This is a genomic window from Pseudomonas sp. NPDC087817, assembly GCF_044742875.1.
Classification (GTDB): Bacteria; Pseudomonadota; Gammaproteobacteria; order Pseudomonadales; family Pseudomonadaceae; genus Aquipseudomonas.
The window spans coordinates 25,238-45,689 of sequence record NZ_JBIUVJ010000014.1 but is presented as its reverse complement, the minus strand read 5'-3'; the positions used below and the strand labels follow the sequence as shown (position 1 = coordinate 45,689).

18 protein-coding genes are annotated in these 20,452 nt (G+C 61.1%); 7 read left to right on the top strand and 11 right to left on the bottom strand.

Annotated features, from left to right (window positions below; translation table 11 throughout):
* Positions 1-100 precede the first annotated feature (100 nt).
* The 6 genes from ACIONG_RS13010 to ACIONG_RS12985 all read right to left on the bottom strand — a co-directional run bounded on the left by ACIONG_RS13010 (position 101) and on the right by ACIONG_RS12985 (position 6,633).
* Positions 101-1,162, bottom strand: a complete 1,062-nt coding sequence (locus ACIONG_RS13010; RefSeq protein WP_401299875.1) for a CobW family GTP-binding protein — start codon at positions 1,160-1,162, stop codon at positions 101-103.
* Positions 1,163-1,249: 87 nt separating this feature from the next.
* Complete coding sequence (locus ACIONG_RS13005) at positions 1,250-1,864, bottom strand: UbiX family flavin prenyltransferase (RefSeq protein ID WP_177431383.1); 615 nt, start codon at positions 1,862-1,864, stop codon at positions 1,250-1,252.
* Positions 1,865-1,875: 11 nt separating this feature from the next.
* The gene (locus ACIONG_RS13000; RefSeq protein WP_401299872.1) at positions 1,876-3,261 is read right to left on the bottom strand and encodes a UbiD family decarboxylase; all 1,386 of its coding nucleotides are present in this window, start codon (positions 3,259-3,261) and stop codon (positions 1,876-1,878) included.
* A 311-nt stretch (positions 3,262-3,572) separates the two neighbouring features.
* Entirely contained in the window at positions 3,573-4,478 is a 906-nt protein-coding gene (locus ACIONG_RS12995) for an amidohydrolase family protein (RefSeq protein WP_064390555.1), read from the bottom strand.
* Positions 4,479-4,482: 4 nt separating this feature from the next.
* Positions 4,483-5,412 carry an amidohydrolase family protein gene (locus ACIONG_RS12990; protein WP_401299869.1) on the bottom strand — a complete coding sequence of 310 codons (930 nt, stop codon included), beginning with the start codon at positions 5,410-5,412 and terminating at the stop codon, positions 4,483-4,485.
* A gap of 330 nt (positions 5,413-5,742) precedes the next feature.
* Complete coding sequence (locus ACIONG_RS12985) at positions 5,743-6,633, bottom strand: LysR substrate-binding domain-containing protein (RefSeq protein WP_401299866.1); 891 nt, start codon at positions 6,631-6,633, stop codon at positions 5,743-5,745.
* Between the two features lie 118 nt (positions 6,634-6,751).
* Between ACIONG_RS12985 and ACIONG_RS12980 the strand changes: the two genes are divergently transcribed.
* From ACIONG_RS12980 to ACIONG_RS12955, 6 genes are all read left to right on the top strand, one after another.
* Positions 6,752-7,216, top strand: a complete 465-nt coding sequence (locus tag ACIONG_RS12980) for a (2Fe-2S)-binding protein (protein ID WP_401299863.1) — start codon at positions 6,752-6,754, stop codon at positions 7,214-7,216.
* Positions 7,216-9,429 (top strand): molybdopterin cofactor-binding domain-containing protein, encoded by a 2,214-nt coding sequence (locus ACIONG_RS12975; protein WP_401299860.1) that lies wholly within the window; start codon positions 7,216-7,218, stop codon positions 9,427-9,429. Before ACIONG_RS12980 ends, ACIONG_RS12975 begins: the two co-directional genes overlap by 1 nt.
* A 6-nt stretch (positions 9,430-9,435) precedes the next feature.
* The gene (locus ACIONG_RS12970; RefSeq protein ID WP_401299857.1) at positions 9,436-10,320 is read left to right on the top strand and encodes a LysR substrate-binding domain-containing protein; all 885 of its coding nucleotides are present in this window, start codon (positions 9,436-9,438) and stop codon (positions 10,318-10,320) included.
* A gap of 234 nt (positions 10,321-10,554) precedes the next feature.
* Positions 10,555-12,051 carry a helix-turn-helix transcriptional regulator gene (locus tag ACIONG_RS12965; protein ID WP_103303319.1) on the top strand — a complete coding sequence of 499 codons (1,497 nt, stop codon included), beginning with the start codon at positions 10,555-10,557 and terminating at the stop codon, positions 12,049-12,051.
* A gap of 136 nt (positions 12,052-12,187) precedes the next feature.
* Complete coding sequence (locus tag ACIONG_RS12960) at positions 12,188-12,445, top strand: DUF1652 domain-containing protein (protein WP_103303320.1); 258 nt, start codon at positions 12,188-12,190, stop codon at positions 12,443-12,445.
* Positions 12,446-13,394: 949 nt separating this feature from the next.
* Entirely contained in the window at positions 13,395-14,048 is a 654-nt protein-coding gene (locus ACIONG_RS12955; RefSeq protein ID WP_401299853.1) for a trimeric intracellular cation channel family protein, read from the top strand.
* Positions 14,049-14,051: 3 nt separating this feature from the next.
* On the opposite strand, the gene ACIONG_RS12950 is transcribed toward ACIONG_RS12955, so the two are convergent.
* From ACIONG_RS12950 to ACIONG_RS12940, 3 genes are all read right to left on the bottom strand, one after another.
* Positions 14,052-15,158, bottom strand: coding sequence for a Gfo/Idh/MocA family protein (locus ACIONG_RS12950; RefSeq protein WP_401299850.1), 1,107 nt, complete (start codon positions 15,156-15,158; stop codon positions 14,052-14,054).
* Positions 15,159-15,290: 132 nt separating this feature from the next.
* Positions 15,291-16,058, bottom strand: a complete 768-nt coding sequence (locus ACIONG_RS12945) for an SDR family oxidoreductase (RefSeq protein ID WP_041480848.1) — start codon at positions 16,056-16,058, stop codon at positions 15,291-15,293.
* Between the two features lie 22 nt (positions 16,059-16,080).
* Entirely contained in the window at positions 16,081-17,148 is a 1,068-nt protein-coding gene (locus ACIONG_RS12940) for a phosphotransferase family protein (RefSeq protein WP_401299847.1), read from the bottom strand.
* A gap of 190 nt (positions 17,149-17,338) precedes the next feature.
* On the opposite strand from ACIONG_RS12940, the gene ACIONG_RS12935 reads away from it, so the two are divergent.
* Positions 17,339-17,734: a DUF4280 domain-containing protein gene (locus tag ACIONG_RS12935; RefSeq protein ID WP_103303324.1), complete on the top strand. Its 396-nt coding sequence runs from the start codon at positions 17,339-17,341 to the stop codon at positions 17,732-17,734.
* A gap of 143 nt (positions 17,735-17,877) precedes the next feature.
* Here ACIONG_RS12935 and ACIONG_RS12930 read toward each other — a convergent pair whose 3' ends face one another.
* Both ACIONG_RS12930 and tssI read right to left on the bottom strand, forming a co-directional pair.
* Positions 17,878-18,420: a toxin-antitoxin system YwqK family antitoxin gene (locus ACIONG_RS12930; protein ID WP_213028280.1), complete on the bottom strand. Its 543-nt coding sequence runs from the start codon at positions 18,418-18,420 to the stop codon at positions 17,878-17,880.
* A gap of 12 nt (positions 18,421-18,432) precedes the next feature.
* Positions 18,433-20,442, bottom strand: a complete 2,010-nt coding sequence (gene tssI, locus ACIONG_RS12925) for a type VI secretion system tip protein TssI/VgrG (RefSeq protein ID WP_401299843.1) — start codon at positions 20,440-20,442, stop codon at positions 18,433-18,435.
* Positions 20,443-20,452: the final 10 nt, after the last annotated feature.

Sequence of the window (20,452 nt, the reverse complement as noted above, 5' to 3'; positions counted from 1 at the left end):
TCGCTGGCAAGCCAGCTCCCACAGGTCTGGTGTTGTTCATCCGACCTGGCATCAGTCATTCGTGCCCGGAACCGCCATCCACCGGCTCCGATGCCTTGTTTCAGCCTGCCAGGCAGGCGGCAAAGCCCTGGTTCAGGGCCGCGCGATCCAGGTCGCGGCCGATGAATACGATCTTGCTTGAGCGCGGCTCACTGCCCCACGCGGTCGAGGCGCGGAACTCCACCAGGCTGTGCACGCCTTGCAGCACGTAGCGCTGGTCTTCGTTGGCCACCGCCAGCACGCCTTTCATGCGGTACAGGTTGTCGGCCTGGGATGAACGCAGTTCGCTGATCCAGCGATGGAACGCCATCAGGTTGACCGCGCCGTCCACGGCGATGCCCACCGATGACACGCTTGGGTCGTGTTGGTGATCCTGCTCTTCAATAGAGTGCTCTGCGTGATGGTCATGGCCATGCTGATCGTGATCGTGCTGGTCCGCGCCGATTTCCATCAGTTTTTGCGTGCACTCGAAGGCGCCGATTCCGAGGATCTTGCTCAGATCGATTTGCGCATGGGTCGAGGTCACCAGATCCGCTGTGGCGTTCAAGCCCCGGATCTTGCCGCGCAGGGCTTCCACCTCGTCGCTGCTGACCAGATCGACCTTGTTGATGACGATGCGGTCGGCGCAAACAATCTGATCCACCGCCTGATTGTCGACGCCGTCCAGTTGCAGATCCTCAAGATGCTGAGCGATATGTTTGGCGTCGACCATGGTCACGATGGCGTCGAGTTCGACTTCCTCGGCAATCGGGTCGTTGATGAAAAAGCTTTGCGCCACCGGGTACGGGTCTGCCAGGCCGCTGGTTTCGATGAGGATGTGATCAAGGCGCACCGGGCGCGCCACCAGTTCGCGGACGATGCGCACCAGGTCCTCGCGAACCTCGGCGGTGCAGCACACGCAGCCATTGACCATCTCGTAGATTTCTTCGGTTTCGGAGCTGAGCACCAGATCACCGTCGATGCCGACCTCGCCGAATTCATTTTCGATCACGGCGATCTTGCGTCCGTGGTTTTCCTTGAGGATGTAATTGAGCAGGGTGGTTTTACCGGCACCGAGGAAACCGGTGAGGATGGTCACGGGGATTTTGGTATTCGGGGTTGGGGCGTTGAAGGGAGTATTCATTTGAGGCTCCTTGATGATTTACCGGTGCACGATGAAATGAGTGATGACGCTTTCTGTGGGAGCTGGCTTGCCAGCGATGGCGGTGTGTCATTCACCAGTGATGCCGACTGACCTATTGCTATCGCTGGCAAGCCAGCTCCCACAGGGGCCGGGGTTTTCTCTCCAGCGTGTGGCGACGCCCGCATCCAGGCCGAACAGGTCGAGCACCCGACCAAGGCTGTGGTCGACCATCTGCGCAAGGCTTTCCGGGCGGGCGTAGAAGGCCGGCACCGGCGGGGCGATGATTCCGCCCATTTCGGTGACGGCGGTCATGTTGCGCAGGTGGGCGAGGGTCAGTGGTGTCTCGCGGGCCATCAGCACCAGGGTGCGGCGCTCCTTGAGGGTGACGTCGGCGGCGCGGCCGATCAGTCCCGATGAGGTGCCCGTGGCAATCTCCGCCAGCGTCCGCATCGAGCACGGCGCCACGACCATGCCCAGACAGCGGAACGAACCGCTGGCGATCCCGGCGGCGACATCGTCGGCGCGGTGGTAGTGGCTGGCCAGCGCGGTGACGTCGGCGAGTTTGTAGTCGGTTTCGTGGGCCATCGTCAGCAGCGCGGCGCGGCTGATGATCAGGTGGCTTTCGATGTTCAGCTCATTGAGCAACTGCAGCAGGCGCACGCCGTAGATGAAGCCGGACGCGCCGCTGATGCCGACCACCATCCGTTGGCGGTTCACGACTCAAGACCTCTGAGCAACACCCGGGCGCGTTCGAGGACATCCTGATCGAGCTGCGCCTTGATCCCGTCAAAAGCCGAACCGCGTGTAGCGTCCAGGCCCATGCGTGAGGTGGTGCCGTTGACCGAGGACGACGGATCCAGTGGGCTGCCGGGCAAACCGTCGATGGTGAAAATATCCAGGTGCGGCTGGAAGTGCGTGGCCAGTGCCCACAACACCTGGCTGTCATCGCTGATGTCGATATCGCTGTCCACCGCGATCACGGTTTTCAGGTACGGGTCCCAGCCGAGCAGCGCCAGCATGATCTGCCGCGCTTCGCCGTCGCGACTCTGATCCAGCGCCACGTAGCAATGAAAATGCGTGCCGGAGTTCGGGTAATGCACGGTGGTGACGGCGGGGAAGCGCGCCTTGAGCTTCTCGCTCATTTCCGCTTCACGGGGCAGACGGGCGAGAGTCAGGTGTTCGGCGTAACGGCCCCCCATCACGTCCACCAACCACGCATCTTTGCGCCGCAGCAGAGTGTCGACACGCAGCACGTTGTTGGTCGAGCGGTCCGAGGAGTAACCGCTGAACTCACCGAACGGACCTTCCTCGGCATACGCCGCCGGGTCAATTGCACCTTCGAGCACAAACTCGGCGTAAGCCGGGACACCGATGCCGTAGCGTGGAGTTTTCACCAGCTCCAGCGGCGCGCCGAACAGTCCGCCCGCCACTGCCCGTTCATCACTGCCGTAGGGCAAACGCGCTGCAGCGGCAAGCATGAACAGTGGGTGCGCACCCACCACCATCGCCACGCGCAATTCTTCGCCGCGTTCGCGGGCGGTCTGCAGCATCCGCCACAGGTGGCCGCGCGAGTGCAGGCTGGTGGCGAGGGCCTGACGGGCATGGCGCATTGAGCGGTGGTAGCTCATGTTGGCGATGCCGGTGAGCGGGTCTTCGGCAATGATGATCGCGTTGGTGATGTAAGGCCCCCGGTCACTGTCGAAATGCTTGAGCATCGGCAGCAGCGCCAGGTCCAGCGCCTCGCCTTCGAACACTTCATCGAGGATCGGGCCGGTGTCCACATAACGTGGCGGGATCGGCTGGTTGGCGCGGCTCTGGAAGGTTTCGTGCAGTTGCGCCGGGGTGACGCCGAACAGTCGGGCGATGCGAGTGCGGGAGGCGAACAGGTTGGTCGCCACCGGCACTTTCAGGTCGCCGACGTTTTCGCAGATCAGCAGCGGATCGCGGCCCTGAGCGGCGAGGGCATCGACCAGGGCGGTGACGTCCTGATCGGCGGAAATCGGTTGGGTGATGGTCAGCACATCGTCCGGAAACTCACGGCGATAGGCGTCGATGAAAGCGTGAAAGTCTTGGGAGTCGCCGAGCGTCGAACGGGTCATGGTTTCACCTCGTAAAAAGCAGGCACGCAGGGGTGAGAGGGCGTTCGATCGAGCAGCCGTTGGCCTGCCGGTCGAACGAACGCCGGGTCATCTTCGTGCCTGTAAAGTCGCTGTGTGTTGCGCTGTTACCTTGTGGGAGGGCCTTTGTGGCGAGGGGATTTATCCCCGATCGGCTGCGAAGCAGTCGTAAAACCAGTAAACGCGATATGCCTGATACAACGCGGTCGCAGGTTTTGGGGCCGCTGCGCAGCCCATCGGGGATAAATCCCCTCACCACAGGAAACTCCATTCCCACATTGGGTTGTGTGTAGCTACAAGTATGTGGTGGTCAGGCGAATATCCGCCTCCGCGAGGTCTTTAGGTGGTGGTGTCGGTTCGATCCCGCACAGCCGGGCTATGTTGTTGCCCAGGTAGTCCTCGAGATGATCCTCATCAATCCCCAACCCCTGCGGTGCCGGCGAGCACAACACCTCAAGTTCGCGCAGCCACATCCCCGGTTCGTTCGGTGGTGAGTCGGTGCCGAACACGATCTTGTTGCGCGGCAGTTCCTTGGCGAATTCGACGATCCGCGACTGGAAGCACCAGCCCGATTCGCAGTACACGTTCGGCGTGTCCATGGCCATCCAGAACGCTTCGAACGAGTAGTTGCCGCCGGTCTGGATACCGAAGTGGCCGATGATGAAATTGACCATCGGGAACTCGCGGATGATCGGGTAGAACATCGTCGGAATCGTGTACGGGCCGTCGCCGGTGTGGATCAGCACGACGATGTTGTATTTGGCGCAGACTTTCATCGCCGGACGCAGCCAGTCCAGTGCGCGATCCGGGCGATAGCCGTGCATGTTGGCGTGCAGCTTGAGCATCTTGAAGCCGTATTCCTTGATGTGGAATTCCAGCTCCGCCGCACCGTTTTCCGGTCCCCAGCGCGGGTTGAAGTTGAAGTTGCCGATGAAACGGTCCGGGTATTTCACGCAGAGTTCGGCGATGTACGACATGTAGTCGCGCACGCCCTCGCGGCCGCGGCGGTTGCCGTCGCGATAACCGGTGTTGCCCGGCGGTGGCTGGATGAAGCCCATGTCGATGCGGCGCGGTTTGCCGTTGATCATGTACGGGCCGTCCATCAGCTTGAGCATGCGCTCGCCGGTGAACGGTTCGCCGGTGTGGCGCCAGGCCTCGTCGACCAGGTTGGTGGGGTGCAGATGGGTGTCGATGATCATCGGTTCAGCTCCTGGCCAGTTGGGTGGTGACGGGACGCTTGAGTTGCGCCTCTGCTTCGGAAACGGAACGCGGCGGCGGGGTCGGTTCGAGGCCGATCATCCGCGCGGTGTTGTTGCCCAGATAGTCTTCAAGGGTGTCCTCGTCGAGGTTCAGGCCTTGTGGCGGCTCATGGCAGAGCACTTCGAGCAGGCGCAGCCACATGCCTGGCTCGTTCGGCGGGGTGTCGGTGCCAAAGAGGATCTTGTGCGTCGGCAAGACCTTGGCGAATTCGACGATGCGCGATTGCAGGCACCAGCCGGACTCGCAGTAGACGTTGGGCAACTCCATCGCCCATTGCATCGGTTCGAACACGTAGACACCGCCGGTCTGCACGCCGAAGTGGGCCATGATGAAATTGACGTTGGGGAATTCCTTGATCATCGGCACCCATTCCGACGGGATGCTGTACGGCCCGTCGCCGGTGTGCAGCTTGACCGGGATGCCCAGTTCGGCGCATTTCTCGAAGCATGGACGCACCCAGTCGAGCGCACGATCAGGCCGGTAGGCGTGCATGTTGGCCTGCATCTGGACCATACCGAAGCCGTGCTCCTTGACGTAGCGCTCGATCGCCTCGACGCCGTTCTGCACACCGCAACGCGGGTTGTAGACGAAGCAGCCGATGAAACGGTCCGGGTAGGTCTGGACCATTTTCAGGGTGTAGGCCATGTAGGCGTCGATGGATTCGCGGCCAGAGAGTTCGCCGTCGGTCCAGGTGTAAATCGTGTTGCCTTGCGGCGGCTGGATGAAGGCTTTGTCGATGCGGCGAGTCTTGCCGTTGACCATGTACGGGCCATCCATCATCTCCAGCAGACGCTCGCCGGTGAACGGGTCACCGTCATGCCTCCAGGCGAGGTCCACCAGATCGGTGGGATAGCAGCTGATATCGATGATCATTGAAGTCGATCTCCTGATAGCGGGGAAGGGAGCCTTGCGGCTCTCGGCATCCACGTCCCGGGCAATCGGCCATTTCTATGCGCTGGACACGCGCATTCCCTCGCCTGTTTGCATCCGGCCCGGGTGGGTGGCTGCTGGGGGCGAGTATTGGAAAGGGGGGAGGGGTTCGTACAATATTAATTGGGCGCGGTGGTGATATGCGTTCGATATGGTTTTGCGGTGATGGGGCTGACCTCATCGCTGGCAAGCCAGCTCCCACAATGATCGAGGTGTTAATCCGATCTGCGGCGCAACACAGCAACTGTGGGAGCTGGCTTGCCAGCGATGGCGTCAGGATTGTGTACGCTGGGCCAATTGTTTGATCACTTCAACCACCGGCGCCACCCGCTCAGCCTGCCCATGCGGCCAGACCGCATACAGGTTGTAATGCGCCGCAATCTGCGCCTCGTTCAACGCCACCAAGCGTCCACTGCGCAATGCATCGGCGGCCAGCAATCCACGCACCAATCCAGCACCGACACCCGCTTCGGCGGCCGCAATCAAATTCGCCGCATTATCAAAAACCACCCGCGCCGGCGGCTCCACGGGCGGCATGCCCGCCGCATCCAGCCACGGAATCCACGACCGCCGCGTATACCCCAACAACGGCAATTGGAGGATCTGCGCCGGGCTCAACGGCACCTGTAAACCATAGCGCTCAAGCAACGCCGGCGAAGCCACTGCCAGCACCCGATCGCCGCAGATCTGCGTCATCTCGCAGTCGTCCCAATCGCCATAGCCATAACGCAACGCCAGATCGACCCGCTCGAATGTGCTGCGATCACTTCGCGGCATCGACAGCAGCGTCACCTCGTAATCCGGCAACCCATCGAGCAACTGCGGCAAACGCGGATTGAGCCAGCTCTGCGCCAGTTCGCTATCGACATCCAGCGTCAGGCGTTGCGCCACGCTGCGGTTTTTCACCGAGGACAAGGCCCGATCAATCTGCGCCAGGCCGTCGGACAACACGCTGGCAAACAGCTGCCCGGCGTCAGTCAGATTGCTGCCGCCACCTTCACGCACGAACAGCGGCTGGCCAATGAAGTCTTCCAGTGCGCGGATCTGCTGGCTGATCGCGCTGTGGGTCAGATCGAGCTTGCGGGCGGCACTGGAAAAACTGCCGCTGCGCGCCGCGTGGATAAACGCACTCATGGACTGTACCGACGGGTATCGCTTGTACATGTTGTTAGTCCTGCTTACACCGGTTGGCAGAAATCGTCGCTGGCCGCGTGTTGCCAAGGCTCCCACTATTCGGTCACCAGGCCCGCACAAAGACGGGCCGCTCTTTTGGAGCCTGACAATGATTGCATTCACGGTTAACGGCGAACGACGCGAGCTGGATGAGGCGTCCCCCTCCATGCCCTTGTTATGGGTCCTGCGTGATCAACTGAAACTTACCGGCACCAAATTCGGCTGCGGCATGGGCCTGTGCGGTGCCTGCACCGTGCATCTGAACGGTGTCGCGGTGCGTTCCTGCCAATTGCCGCTGGCCGCCGTCGCGGGCCACAGCATTACCACCATCGAAGGCCTTTCGCCGACAGAAACTCATCCGCTGCAACTGGCCTGGGTCGCCGAAGATGTGCCGCAATGCGGCTACTGTCAATCCGGTCAGATCATGTCCGCGGCTGCGTTGCTCAACACTGGGGCGGCGGTGACTGACGATTCGATCCGCAACGCGATGTCCGGCAATATCTGCCGCTGCGGCACTTACGGGCGGATCAACAAGGCGATCAAACGCGCGGCGAATACGCCGAAGGAGGCGTGATGCGCCTGCTCGACGACACTTTGATCGAACCGTCACGCCGAGTGTTTCTCAAACAGGCGGCGACGGTGGCTTCGGGGCTGGCGATTGCCCTGTATTTACCGTCCGGCGCAGCCGCCACTGACCCGAAGGCTCCCGCGCCGGCCAGCGAATTCGAGCCCAACGCCTGGGTGCGGATCTTCCCCGACGGCACGGTGAAACTGGTGGTGCACAAGCACGATTCCGGCACGGGCACGCAAACGGCGCTGGCCGCGTGTGTCGCTGAGGAGCTGGACGTCAACCCGATGACCGTGCAGGTGATCACCCCGGAAGATCCGTTCTTCGACACCTACATTCACCCGATCTGGAAAGTCTTCTCCACCGGCGGCAGCACCAGCGTCTCGCTGGAATACGACCGTTTGCGCATGGCTGGGGCCACGGCGCGAGCGCTGTTGATCACGGCGGCGGCCAAGCAGTGGAAAGTCAGCACTGACAGTTGCACCACCGAAGAAGGCCGAGTCGTCCATCCATCGAGCAGACGCAGCCTCGGCTACGGCGAACTGGTCGGCGTGGCGGCGCATTTGCCGGCGCCGGAGCAGGTCACGTTGAAGGATCCGGCGCACTTCAAGTACATCGGCAAGCTGCGTCACAAGCGCGATGCAGCAGCCAAGGTCTGTGGGCGTTTCAAGTACAGCATTGACGTGCAATTGCCGGGGATGCTGGTGGCGGTGATTCAGCGTGCGCCGGTGGTTGGTGCGAAGGTGATCAGCGTGGATTCGGCGGCAGCGTTGCAGGTGCCGGGTGTGCGCAAGGTGATCGCGATACCGGGGCGGCCGGATGTGCTTGGCGGCAATCTGGACGGCGTCGCGGTGCTGGCGGACACGTTCTGGGCCGCGCAACAGGGGCGCAACGTGCTGGCGATTCAGTGGAGCGATTCAGCGCTGGCCGGGTTCGACAGCGAACAGTTGGCCAGCGCTCAAGCCAAAGCCATCGGCGATCCGAAAATACAAACCGTCAAAGCCATGACCCACGGCGATGTCTCCGGGCAATGGCCGAATGCTGCGAAGCTGATCGAAGCCGATTACACCATGCCCTACAAGGTGCAGAACCCGCTGGAGCCGATCTGTATCACCGCGCAGGTCAAGGATCAGGCGATCACCTACTGGGGCGGCGTGCAGGTGCCGTCGTCAGCACTGGAAGCGGCGCAAACCGTGTGCGGCATCGACAAGGCCGGGGTCACCATCAACGAGTTGGTGTCCGGCGGCAGTTTCGGTGCGCGAGAGGCCAAGTACTGGTTGTTCGAAGTCGCGTATCTGGCGCAACAGACCGGTGTGCCGGTGAAACTGCTCAACAGCCGCGAAGACGAAATGCATGCGTTATTCAATCACCCGGCCACCCTGCATCGGGTCAAAGGCGCGCTGGATGCACAGGGCAAACTGACCGCGCTGCAATTGCATGCCGTGTCGCCGGCTTCGCCGGAGCAGTGGGAGCCGGGTTATTTCGAACGCCCGGATCGCATGGATTACAGCACCACCGAAGCGATCACCGCGTGGGACTTTGCCTATCGTCCGCCACACCTGGACTTGAACTGGGTCAAGCACGAAAGCAACGTGCCCAGTGGCTGGTATCGCTCGGTGAGCTTTATTCCCAACGTGTTTGCTGTGGAAAGTTTCATGGATGAACTGGCCCATGCGGCGGGCACCGATCCGTTGGCGTTCCGGCTGGCCAACATGCAGGAACGGCCACGGCATGTGGCGGTGCTCAAGCAGGCTGCCAAGCGTGCCGGATGGGGCCAGCCCTTGCCGCCGGGCACGGCGCTGGGCATCGCCACGAATCAGGGTTACACCAGTTTTATCGCGGTGGTGGCGCGGGTTGCGACCGTCGATGGCAAGGCGAAAGTCGAAAAGCTCACCTGCGTGGTCGATTGCGGGTTGGCGGTGTCGCCGGGCGGGGTCGAAGAGCAGATCTATGGCGGCCTGATGTGGGGCTTCGGCCACGCGTTGTTTGATCGACTCGACATCAAGCAGGGGCGGGTGGTGCAGAGCAACTTTCACGACTACCGCGTCACGCGCATGTCCGATATGCCCGCCACCGACATCGTCGTATTGGACGGTGAGCCGAGCAAACCCGGCGGTGTCGGCGAACTGGGCAGCCCTTCGGTGGCGCCGGCCATTGCCAACGCGTTGTTTGCGCTGACCGGCGTGCGGCAACGCTCGACCCCTCTGAGTCTGGGGTAAGCCGCCATGGACCTGCGCCTGTTGCGTTACTTCATGGCGCTGGCCGATGAGCTGCACTTCGGTCGTGCCGCCGAACGCCTGCACATCTGCCAGCCGCCGTTGAGTCAGCAGATCCGTTTGCTCGAAGAGGAACTTGGCACGCCGCTGTTCGAACGCAGTCATCATCGGGTCGAGCTGACAGCGGCGGGGCAGATGCTCAAGGAGCAAGCACCGCTGGTGTTTGAGCAGCTTGAACGGGCGCTGGACCTGACCCGGCAAACCGGGCGCGGGCAGCTCGGTGAGCTGGAAATCGGCATGATCAGTTCGGTGATGGTCGGCGTGCTGCCCAAGGCTCTGCACCTGTTTCGTCAGCGCTATCCGCAAGTTAATTGGCGCCTGCACGAGATGACCCCGGCGGCGCAGGTCAAGGCGTTGAAGGAAAAACGCATTGATGCCTGCGTGTTTCGCGTCGGCTATGACGATCTGCAGTTGCGCAATGAATTGCTGATCTACGAGCCGATCCATGTGGTGATGCCGGCGGATCATCCGTTGGCCTGTCGCGCGGTGCTGGCCCCGGCGGATCTGGCGCAGGAGCCGTTCGTGGCGCTGGAGTTGAAGCAGTCACGGTTTGCCAATTTTCTATATCAGTGCTGCATTCAGGCCGGGTTCACTCCGCAGATCCGTCAGCAGGTGATCGAGGTGCAGACCTTGCTCAGTCTGGTGCGAGCCGGGTTTGGCGTGGCGCTGTTGCCGGCCTCCATCGAGCAATTGGCGCCGGCGGGGCTGGTGTTCAAGTCGCTGACCCCGGCGCTGCCGGAAGTGCCGCTGTATGCCACTTATCGCGCGGATGATGCTTCCCCAGTCCTCAAACTCTTCCTCGACACCCTGCGTGAGCTGAAGCGGGCGGAGTGACAGTCATACTTCTTTTGGAGGTGCCGGCCTCATCGCGGGCAAGCCCGCTCCCACAGGTTTCGTGGTGTTCTGAAGATTGGTGTCACACCAAAATCCCTGTGGGAGCGGGCTTGCCCGCGATGAGGCCGATAAAGTCAGCATCCATGCTCCTGGCGCACCATTTCAGTCACTTCGCACGATCAGCGGCAGCTGCGGTCGTAACCTTCACATGGGCGTATCACTTGTGGAGATCCAATGAGCCAGGAAGTCCTGACCCGCGAAACCAATCGTCGCCAGTTGCAGCAAATCATTGCCGGGCTGTCCGACGGAGTGATCCTGCTCGAGCTGGATCAAAGCATTCTCTGGGCCAACGAAGCCGCGCTGGCCATGCACGGTGTCAGCCGGATCGGCGAGCTGGGAGCGAACGCCGAGGAGTATGCCAAGCGTTTCAGCCTGCGCTATCGCAACAACCACATGGTGCCCGCCGAGAATTACCCGATCAGTCGCGTGGCGCGCTGTGAAGTTTTCAGCGACGTGCTGATCGAGCTGTTCGCTGCGGATGACCCGGAGCGTGTCTGGGTGCACAGCGTGCGCAGCATGGTGCTGACTGACCGTGAAGGCCAGCCGGAGTCGCTGGTGCTGATCATGAGCGACGTCACCGACTGGGCCAACGCCGAGCAGCGCTTCGAGAAAACCTTCAACGCCAACCCTGCGCCGGCGGTGATCTGCCGGCTCAGCGATTTGCGTTACATCAAGGTCAATCCGGGGTTTCTCGAGATGACCGGCTATACCCGCGACCAGGTCATCGGCACCTCGGCCTATGAAATCGACATCCTCGAACAGGCTGAGCACAAGGATCTGGCCATTCAACGCCTGAAAGATGTCGCGACCATTCCGCAGATGCAGGCCGAGCTGCGCTTGTCTGATGGCAGTACCAAGCAGGTGATCGTCGCCGGGCAGCCGCTGCTGCTCAACGATGAGCAGTGCATGCTGTTTTCCTTCGTCGACATGGAGCTGCGGCGCAGGGCTGAAGTGGCGCTGCGCCAGAGCGAAGAGCGCTTCGCCAAGGCCTTCCGTCTGACGCCGGTACCGATCCTGATTTGCAGCGCTGACGAGCAGCAGGTGATTGATGTCAATCAGGCGTTCCTCGATACCCTGGCCTATGCCAGCGATGACGTGGTCGGCAAAACCGTGACGCAACTGGACTTTATCGACGACGAGGGCGCCCGCACCCGGTTGCTGACGGCCCTGGCGAAGAACGGGCGGATCGACCGGGTCGATGTGCGGCTGCGCAAGAAAGATACGGATCTGCTGGAGTGTGCGGTGTCCGCCGACACGGTCAATATTCAGGACATGTCTTGTTATCTGCTGGTGTTGATGGACATCACCGAGCGCAAGCGTACCGAGCTTGAGCTGGTGGCGGCGATCGAAGAGGTGATGAAGGACGCCTCGTGGTTCAGTCGTACGCTGATCGAAAAACTGGCCAATGTGAAGAAGGTCAATTCGCCGCAACTGCCGAGTGTGTCGTTCACTGATCTGACGGCGCGTGAACGCGATGTACTTGGGCTGATCTGCGAAGGGCTGGCGGACAAGGAGATTGCGGCGCGGTTGAAACTGGCGCCGAATACCGTGCGTAATCATGTGGCGACGGTGTATTCCAAGCTGGATGTGCACAGCCGCAGCGAGGCGATTGTCTGGGCGCGGGAGCGTGGGTTGTTTTCTGGTGAGTGGCGGGCCAAGGGTCAGCGTTAGGGTGCAAATGCACTAGTTCAGCCGGTGCAAATTCGGGTGTCGGCGGGCGGGGGCTGTTCTTAGTCTGTTGGGGTGCGATACGAGCCTTTTATGGCTTGGGATCGTGTCCCTTCGAGTAGTTAAAGGAACGGCCTCAATGATGAATCTTGCGCAGTTGCGCGCCCGGCTTGAGCACAGTTTTTCGCCGCTGGCTTGCGAGTGTTCGGTAGATGGGGATCATTCGCTGACGGTGAAGCTGTATCACGCGGTGTCCGGGCAGGTGGATCTGGTGATCAGTGGGTTGAAGCTGGATGCGTTGCGTACGCCGGAGTCGGTGGACGCGTTGATTGATGAGTTGCGGTATGAGTTGCAGAGTAATTCTTTGCGTTCGTTCAGTGATATTGACTTGGCTTAGGTCCTTTGTGGGAGCTGGCTTGCCAGCGATAACGGCGGGGTGGGCGTCGATGGTTTTGCTGATGAGTGCATATCCGATGCTGCGGTAACGGCTGCTTAGGGTTCCGCCCTTACGGCGGGTCACTTTTTCCAGACGCCGAAAAAGTAACCAAAAAGGCTTTACCCTGACGTACGGCCCTCGCTGTGGCTCGGGTTCCTTCGCTCCGGGGTTCATCCGGGGCATCGCCTCCGGTTTGCTTCGCTGCACCTCCTCTCGATGTCCTCCCCGGATGAACCCCTCCGCTCAGCCTGCCGACGGGCGCTTTAGATCAAGAGCGGTACTCGAGCTAACGCTCATTGTGTTGAGTGGGGCGGCATGCGCCGCGTTTTGGGTGTATTCATTTCTTTGTGGGAGCTGGCTTGCCAGCGATGGCGGCCTTTAGGCCGACCTGTTTCTGGTGGGTGAATCGGGTTTCAAACTGTGGGAGGGGGCTTGCTCGCGAAGGCGGCTTTAGAGCCGATCTGTTTTTGTCGGTTGTACTCCACCCTTGTGGGAGCTGGCTTGCCAGCGATGGCGGTCGGTATGGCGAAGTTGGTCATGAGTCATTTTTCCTTCAAATCCGGCGCAAAATCGACAGCTCTGGCGCTTCGGGGTGGCCGGTTTACTGGCGCTTGCGGGGCTGTCGGCTATAAAGAATGAGTGGTCAGGTCTTCCGTGGTCGGTTCGGTTGCGGGAGTTTGTCTCTCATTTTCGCGGGTCATCCTATGAACAATCTTGGGAAACGCGTGTGTTCGCCATTGTCGTTGGCTTTTTCCGTGGCGCTGTTGGCCGGTTGTGCCAGTCCTCCGCCTCCGCCCCCTGTAACGCCGCCTCCACCGCCGGAACGTACTTGTCAGGTCATCGAAAACACTGAGGTGTCGGGTGACATGTACGTGGACGAACAAGTCACTCGTCACACCACGACCACCCGTTGCGTCACTCAATAACGCCGGCGGGGCGCAGGTCTCGGGTTGAGCGGATTGTGCTGGTGGCCGATCTGCTCGGCACGGCGGTGTTTGCTGTGGAAGGGGCCATTGCGGCGATGCGCAGTCAGCTCGACTTGCTCGGGGTGATGGTGATTGCGTTTATCGTCGCGCTCGGTGGTGGGGTGACGCGTGATTTGCTGATTGGCGCCACGCCGCCGAACGCGGTGGCCGATTGGCGTTATCCGGCGCTGGCGTTTTTCATGGGTGGACTGGCATTTGTGTTCCATGAACAGGTGCTGGGCTGGTCCGGGTCCACGCTGATCGTGCTCGATGCGGCGGGGCTGGCGCTGTTTGCCGTGGCGGGGGCGCAGAAGGCGTTGAATTTCGGCATTACGCCGTTTGTAGCCATGCTGATGGGTACGATTACCGGCGTCGGTGGCGGGGTGCTTCGCGACATTGTGCTGGCGCGGATACCGGTGGTGTTGCAGGCGGATTTGTATGCCAGTTCGGCGTTTACCGGTGCGGCGGTGTTGATCATCTCGCGGCGCTGCGGTGTGCCGCCGGTCGCAGCGGCATTGCTGGCAGGCGCAGCGTGTTTGCTGCTGCGCCTGTTGTCCGTGCATTTCGGCTGGCAGTTGCCGAAGGTCATTGACGCCTGAGGGTCAGATTTCCTCGATGCGCACCCAGCGCTGCTCGCGCGCGGCGAGGCGAATCGCCGTGGCCAGACGCTCGACGGCCCAGGCCTGTTCGAAATCCGTGCCGCCCTGATGGGGGCCGGCCAACGCCATCAACACGTCATGCACCTCTAGCGTCTTCAGTTCGTTGTAGCCCAATTGATGGCCCGGGGCAGGGCTGAACGCGGCGTAGCCGGGCAGGTCGGGGCCGGCGAGCAGGCGCTGGAAGCCGTCCTGTCCGGCGCGGAACAGGCGCAGTTCGTTCAAACGCTCCTGATCGAAAGTCAGGGTGCCGCGCGTGCCGCTGATTTCAAAGCTCAGGTGATTTTTGTAGCCGTGTTTGAGCCAACTGCTGCTGAACGTGCCTCGGGCACCGTTGGCGAAACGCAGCAGGGCGTGGACTTGATCGTCGACGCTAATAGATTTTTGCGTGGTGCCTGCCGGTCGTTGGGTGTGGACGGTGTGAGTGTCGGCGCAAACCGCTGTGACTTCGCCCACCAGATAACGCGCCATCGACAGCAAGTGACTGCCCAGATCCGCCAATGCACCGCCGGCATGCTCCGGGTCGCAGCGCCATGACCACGGCGAGTCGGGATCGGCCATGAAGTCTTCGCTGAACTCACCCTGAAAGCTGATGATCTCGCCGAGTTCGCCGTCGCGAATCAAGTCATGCGCCAGCGTGATCATCGGGTTGTGCTGATAGTTGTAGCCGACCCCCGTCACCACTCCAGCGTCTCTGGCCGCCTGACGCATGGCGCTGGCTTGTTCGAGGTTCACCGCCAGGGGTTTTTCGCAGTACACCGCTTTGCCGGCAGCCAGGGCGGCCATGGCCATCGGGTAGTGCAGGTGATTGGGCGTGGTGATGGCGACCAGATTGACCTTGGGGTCATCGATCAATTGTTGCCAGTCGCTGTGATGGGCGGCAAAGCCCCAGGCATCGGCGCAGTGGCGGGCACGCTGTGGATCGGCGTCGGCGAGGGCGGCGAGGGAAAGTTTGAACGGCAGTTCGAACACTGCACTGACATTGCGAAACGCCAAGGCATGGGCACGGCCCATGAAACCTGTGCCGATGAGACCGATACCGAGTTCGCGCATAGCCGTATTCCTTGGATTTTTATTTTCAGGAAGGCTATTTATGGAATAAAAATTCTCTATATGCAAATTCTAGAATAAATATTCAACCCGTGTAGGCGCTGCCGAGGCTGCTCCTACATGGGTTGGTTGCGATCAGGACAGGAAACCGCCGTCCACATTCAGCGCAACGCCGGTGGTGTAGCTCGACGCGTCACTGGCCAGATACAACACCGCCCCGGCCATTTCGCTCGGATCGGCCACGCGCTTGAGCGGGATCTGCGTCAGTGCCTGCTTGAGAATTGCATCGTTTTTCACCAGCGCCGAAGCGAATTTGGTGTCGGTCAGGCCCGGCAGCAGGGCGTTGCAGCGGATGCCGAACTGCGCGCATTCCTTGGCGAAGACTTTGGTCATGTTGATCACCGCAGCCTTGGTCACCGAGTAGATGCCCTGGAAGATCCCCGGCGAAATACCGTTGATCGACGCGACGTTGATGATGCTGCCACCGCCGTTCTCGCGCATCAGCTTGCCGGCTTCCACGGACATGAAGAAGTAGCCGCGAATGTTCACGTCTACGGTCTTCTGGAACGCGCCGAGGTCAGTGTCGAGCACATTGCAGAACTGCGGGTTGGTCGCGGCGTTGTTGACCAGAATGTCGAGGCGGCCGAACTGTTCCTTGATCCCGGCGAACACCTGGCTGATCTGTTCCATTTCGCCGATGTGGCAGGCTACGGCGGTGGCCTTGCCGCCAGCGGCGATGATTGCATCGGCGACGTGCTGGCAGCCTTCGAGTTTGCGGCTCGAAACAATCACATGGGCACCTTGCTGGGCCAGCAGTTTGGCGATGGCTTCACCGATGCCACGGCTGGCGCCGGAGACGAAAGCGATCTTGCCGTCGAGGTCGAACAACTGAGTCTTGGACATAGGGGTTCCTTGGTGTGGGCCGTCAGAGGCTCGATTTTGCAATGACCTGCAAGCTCATCTGCTCCAGCAGTTTGTTCATGTGAATGAACTGCGCGAAGCGTTTGTCCTGGGTCTGGCCGTGATAGAAGCGGTAGTAGATCTGCTGCACGATGCCGGCCAGACGGAACAGGCCGTAGGTGTAGTAGAAGTCGAAATTGTCGATCTGGATGCCGGAGCGCTCGGCGTAGTAATCGACGAACTCGCGGCGGGTCAGCATGCCCGGCGCGTGGCTCGGCTGGCGGCGCATCAGTTGCACGGGCGCCGGGTCGCCGGACTCGATCCAGTAGGCGAGGGTGTTGCCCAGGTCCATCAGCGGATCGCCGAGGGTGGTCAGTTCCCAGTCGAGCACGCCGATGATCTGCATCGGGTTGTGCGGGTCGAGGATGACGTTGTCGAAGCGGTAGTCGTTGTGGACGATGCTGGAGGTCGGGTGGTCGGCCGGCATCTTGTCGTTGAGCCACGCCTTGACCGCTTCCCAGTGCGGCGCGTCCGGGGTCAGGGCTTTTTCGTAGCGCTCGCTCCAGCCTTTGATCTGGCGGGCGACGTAGCCTTCAGGCTTGCCCAGATCACCGAGGCCACAGGCCTTGTAGTCGACCCGGTGCAGTTCGACGAAACGGTCGATGAAGCTTTTGCACAGCGCTTCGGTTTTTGCCGAATCCAGGCCCAATTCCGGCGGCAGTTCCGAGCGCAGGATGATGCCGTTGACCCGCTCCATCACATAGAACTCGGCGCCGATCACCGATTCGTCGGTGCAATGCACGTAGGCTTTCGGGCAATACGGAAAGCCATCGCGCAGTTGATTGAGAATGCGGAATTCGCGGCCCATGTCGTGGGCGGATTTGGCTTTGTGGCCGAACGGCGGGCGGCGCAGGACGAACTCCTGCTCCGGGTATTCCAGCAGGTAAGTCAGGTTCGACGCACCGCCGGGAAACTGGCTGATCACAGGTAAGCCGCTCAGGCCCGGAATGTGCGCTTTGAGGTACGGATCGATCAGGCTGGCATCGAGTTCTTCGCCAGAGCGGATACGGGTGGACTGGTCAGTAAGCGCCATGCTTATCCCTTCTGCTTATTTTGGAGGCCAGACATCATTGGCTAATCTAATGGCGCGCTCGGGCGGTCACAAGCGCGGGTCGGTCTTATAGGTTAGCGTGTTGCACGATAATCACCTTTGGGAATGTGCGCGGCGGGCTATGGGCGACTAAGGTTTAGCGGGTATGCCGTGTCCACGCAGGAGTCGTGAAATGGGCTGTCCGCAAGTCTGTGCCACCGCCACATTGCAATGCAGCTTCGGCGCCGCCCCGGCGATGCTCAACGTGCTGCCAGTCAACCGCACGCTGACCGGCGGGATGCCGGCGGCGAACATCATGGATCACATTCCGCTGGTCAATATCCTGCCGTTCGGCGTGTGCATGAGCATGGCCAACCCGATGGTCGCCGCAGCCACTGCGGCAGCGCTGGGCGTGTTGACGCCGATGCCGTGCATTCCGGCGACGGCCACGCCATGGATTCCCGGCGGCGCGCCGACGCTGCTGCTTGGCGGGATGCCGGCGATCGACGCCAACAGCACGTTGATGTGTAACTGGGCGGGGGTGATCAAGATTGTGGTGCCGGGGCAGATGCAGATGCTTATTCCCTGAAATCTGTGCTGAATGTACGGGCCTCATCGCGGGCAAGCCCGCTCCCACAATGGTCGATGGTGTTCACAATATTGCATTCACAACACAAACCCTGTGGGAGCGGGCTTGCCCGCGATGAGGCCAGTCGATACAAAACAAAAACTTCAAGCCTGCTGCGGATCCGCCCACCGGCGGAACCACCAACGCACCCGCGAAATCGGTTTGCCATCCGCGCCCAACGGCCGCCCATCCTCGGCAAAACCTTGCTCTGGCTCCAGCAACTGGCCATTCACATAGCGCGCCTCCACCGCCGTTTTCCCGTTCGGATGAAAGCGCTGATAGCGCCCCTCACGCACGCCATCGCGATAAAACTCCGCCTCCGCCACTTGCCCATCCGCGAAGTAATTGAACGCCTCGCCATGCAACAACCCGCGCCGGTACGTTGCCTTGCGCTGCAAAAAACCTTCAGGAGCAAAAAAACTCGCGACGCCTTGCACCTTGTCGCGCACAAACGGCATCTGCGCCGAGACTTTGCCGTTGGGGTGATAGAGCAGCGACATGCCCTGCAACTCCCCGTGGCTGTAATTCAGATCGGCCTGTTTGCGCCCGTCATCCTTGATCTGCAAGGCACCGTCGAGCTGACCATCCTGCAAACGACCCTTCATCTGTTTGTCATCCTGCTGCAAATCCAGCGGTGTGATCGCCATGCCTGCTCCTTGTCAGTTGACCTGCACCAGGCCGCCCTTGATGGTCAGCATGCCGCCGCCGTCCACGGTCTGCGAGGCCGCGCCCTTGTTGGTCAGGCTGATACCGGCGTCGTTGGTCAGCGTGGTGCCAGCCTTGTTGTCCAGTGAAGTCCCGGCCTGATTGGTCAAGGCAGTTCCGGCCTTGTGGGTGATCGAAGTGCTGGCCGAGGTCGCCAGATCGGCGCCGCTCTTGATCGTGAAACTGCCGCCGCTTTGCAGGGTGAGGGTGCCGCTGACCTTGATCGTCAGGTTGCCGTCCACCGTCAGGCTGTAATCGCCGGTGACCTTGTCGGTGTAGTTGCCGCCGGTGCTGTGATTCTGATCGGCGCCAACTTTGACCGTGCGGCTGTCCTTGACATCGAGGCTGTCGCTGCCGGTCTGGATGGTGACGCTGCGTTTGCCTTTCTCCAGGGTCACGGTCTCGTCGCCATCCTTGACCGTGCGAGTGCGGGCATTTTGTACGGTGAGGGTTTCGTCATGGCCGACTGTGGCGGTAGTGTCGTTGAGCACGTTGATCTTCAGGTCTTTCTGCGCCTGCAAGAACACCTCTTCAGCGTCCTTCTTGTCCTCGAAACGCAACTCGTTGAAACCACCGCCACCCTTTGACGACTGGGTCTTGATCCCCGATTGCGTCTGATTGGCCGGCAGCGCATAGGGCAGGGCGTTGTCACCGTTATAGACGCAACCGGTCACCAGCGGCCGATCCGGATCACCGTCGATAAACGTCACGATGACTTCCTGACCGATACGCGGGATGAACTGGATGCCGAACCCCTTGCCGCTCCACGGCAGCACCACGCGCACCCAGCAGGAACTGGTTTCATCGTTCTTGCCGTCGCGATCCCAGGGGAATTGCAACTTGATCCGCCCGTATTCGTCGGTCCAGATTTCCTCTCCGGACTTGCCCACCACAATCGCGGTTTGCGGGTGCATCCGCGGTTTCGGTGTGCTGCGTTGCGGGCGAAACGGTGTGGCTTTCGGGATCGCCTCGAACCGATTGCGATAGCTTTCGTGGCTGGCGTCATGGGTGACTCGCGTCACCACCCAGTCGATATTGAGGCTTGCATCGTCATGGCCGTCGAGAGTGAACCAGTGCCCGGGAATCAACCAGCGACAGTCGCTCTCGCCAACCAAGCGTTTTTCCTCACTGCGCAAGCCATCAACGCGCTGCTTGGTCAGCGTATCGCCGCGTGCTTTGGCGTTGTAGCCGCCGGGATGCTCATAGATCGAACGCGGCCCGGCCACCGCTTCGGCCTGGCCGTAAAGCGAGGTGGCTGGTGTGGTGAACTCATAATCGGTCGCTCGATACACCCCGGCGACTGCTTGCAAGCAGACTTGGCCCGAGCGGATGCCGTGCAGCTCACGTTCGCCCAATCCTTGCCCCAGATAACTGACTTTCGGCCCATTGGGGATCGGCACGAAAGCGTCGTTGCTGTCGCCGAGCACTAGCGTGTGTTTGCCGTCCTCGTGGGTGAAGAACCAAAAGATTCCTTCCTCTTCCAGCAGTCGCGAGACGAAGGCGAAATCGCTTTCGCCATACTGCACACAGTATTCACGCGGGGTGTAGCTGCCGGTCAGCGAGAGTTTGAAATCGGTGAAGCCGTGGGCCTTGAAGATCGTCGTGACGATGTCCGAGGTGGCGAGGTTCTGGAATACGCGGTTGTTGCTGGCGAGGGTCAGCCACCAGAGCCAGGGTCTAAGCACAAGCTGATAGCGTTCGGCAGTTGAGTCGGCCGGGAGCTGGCGGATCTCGGCGACCAGCGCGTCGAACGGGCGCAACTGCGCGTCGTTGTGCAGGGTAGTGGTGACGTGAGTGGCGATGGCGCTGCTCAGGGTGAGAGTTGCACCGTCGTTGAGATTGTTAAGAATTTGCGTGCCCAGCATGTTCAGTGCTTCATCGCCGGACAGTGACTCAGGGAATAACGCTGACAGCGAAGTCGCGGTGAGGGAGAGACTGGTGTTGCTGTCGGTGGAACGTGGCATGGGGTGGTCT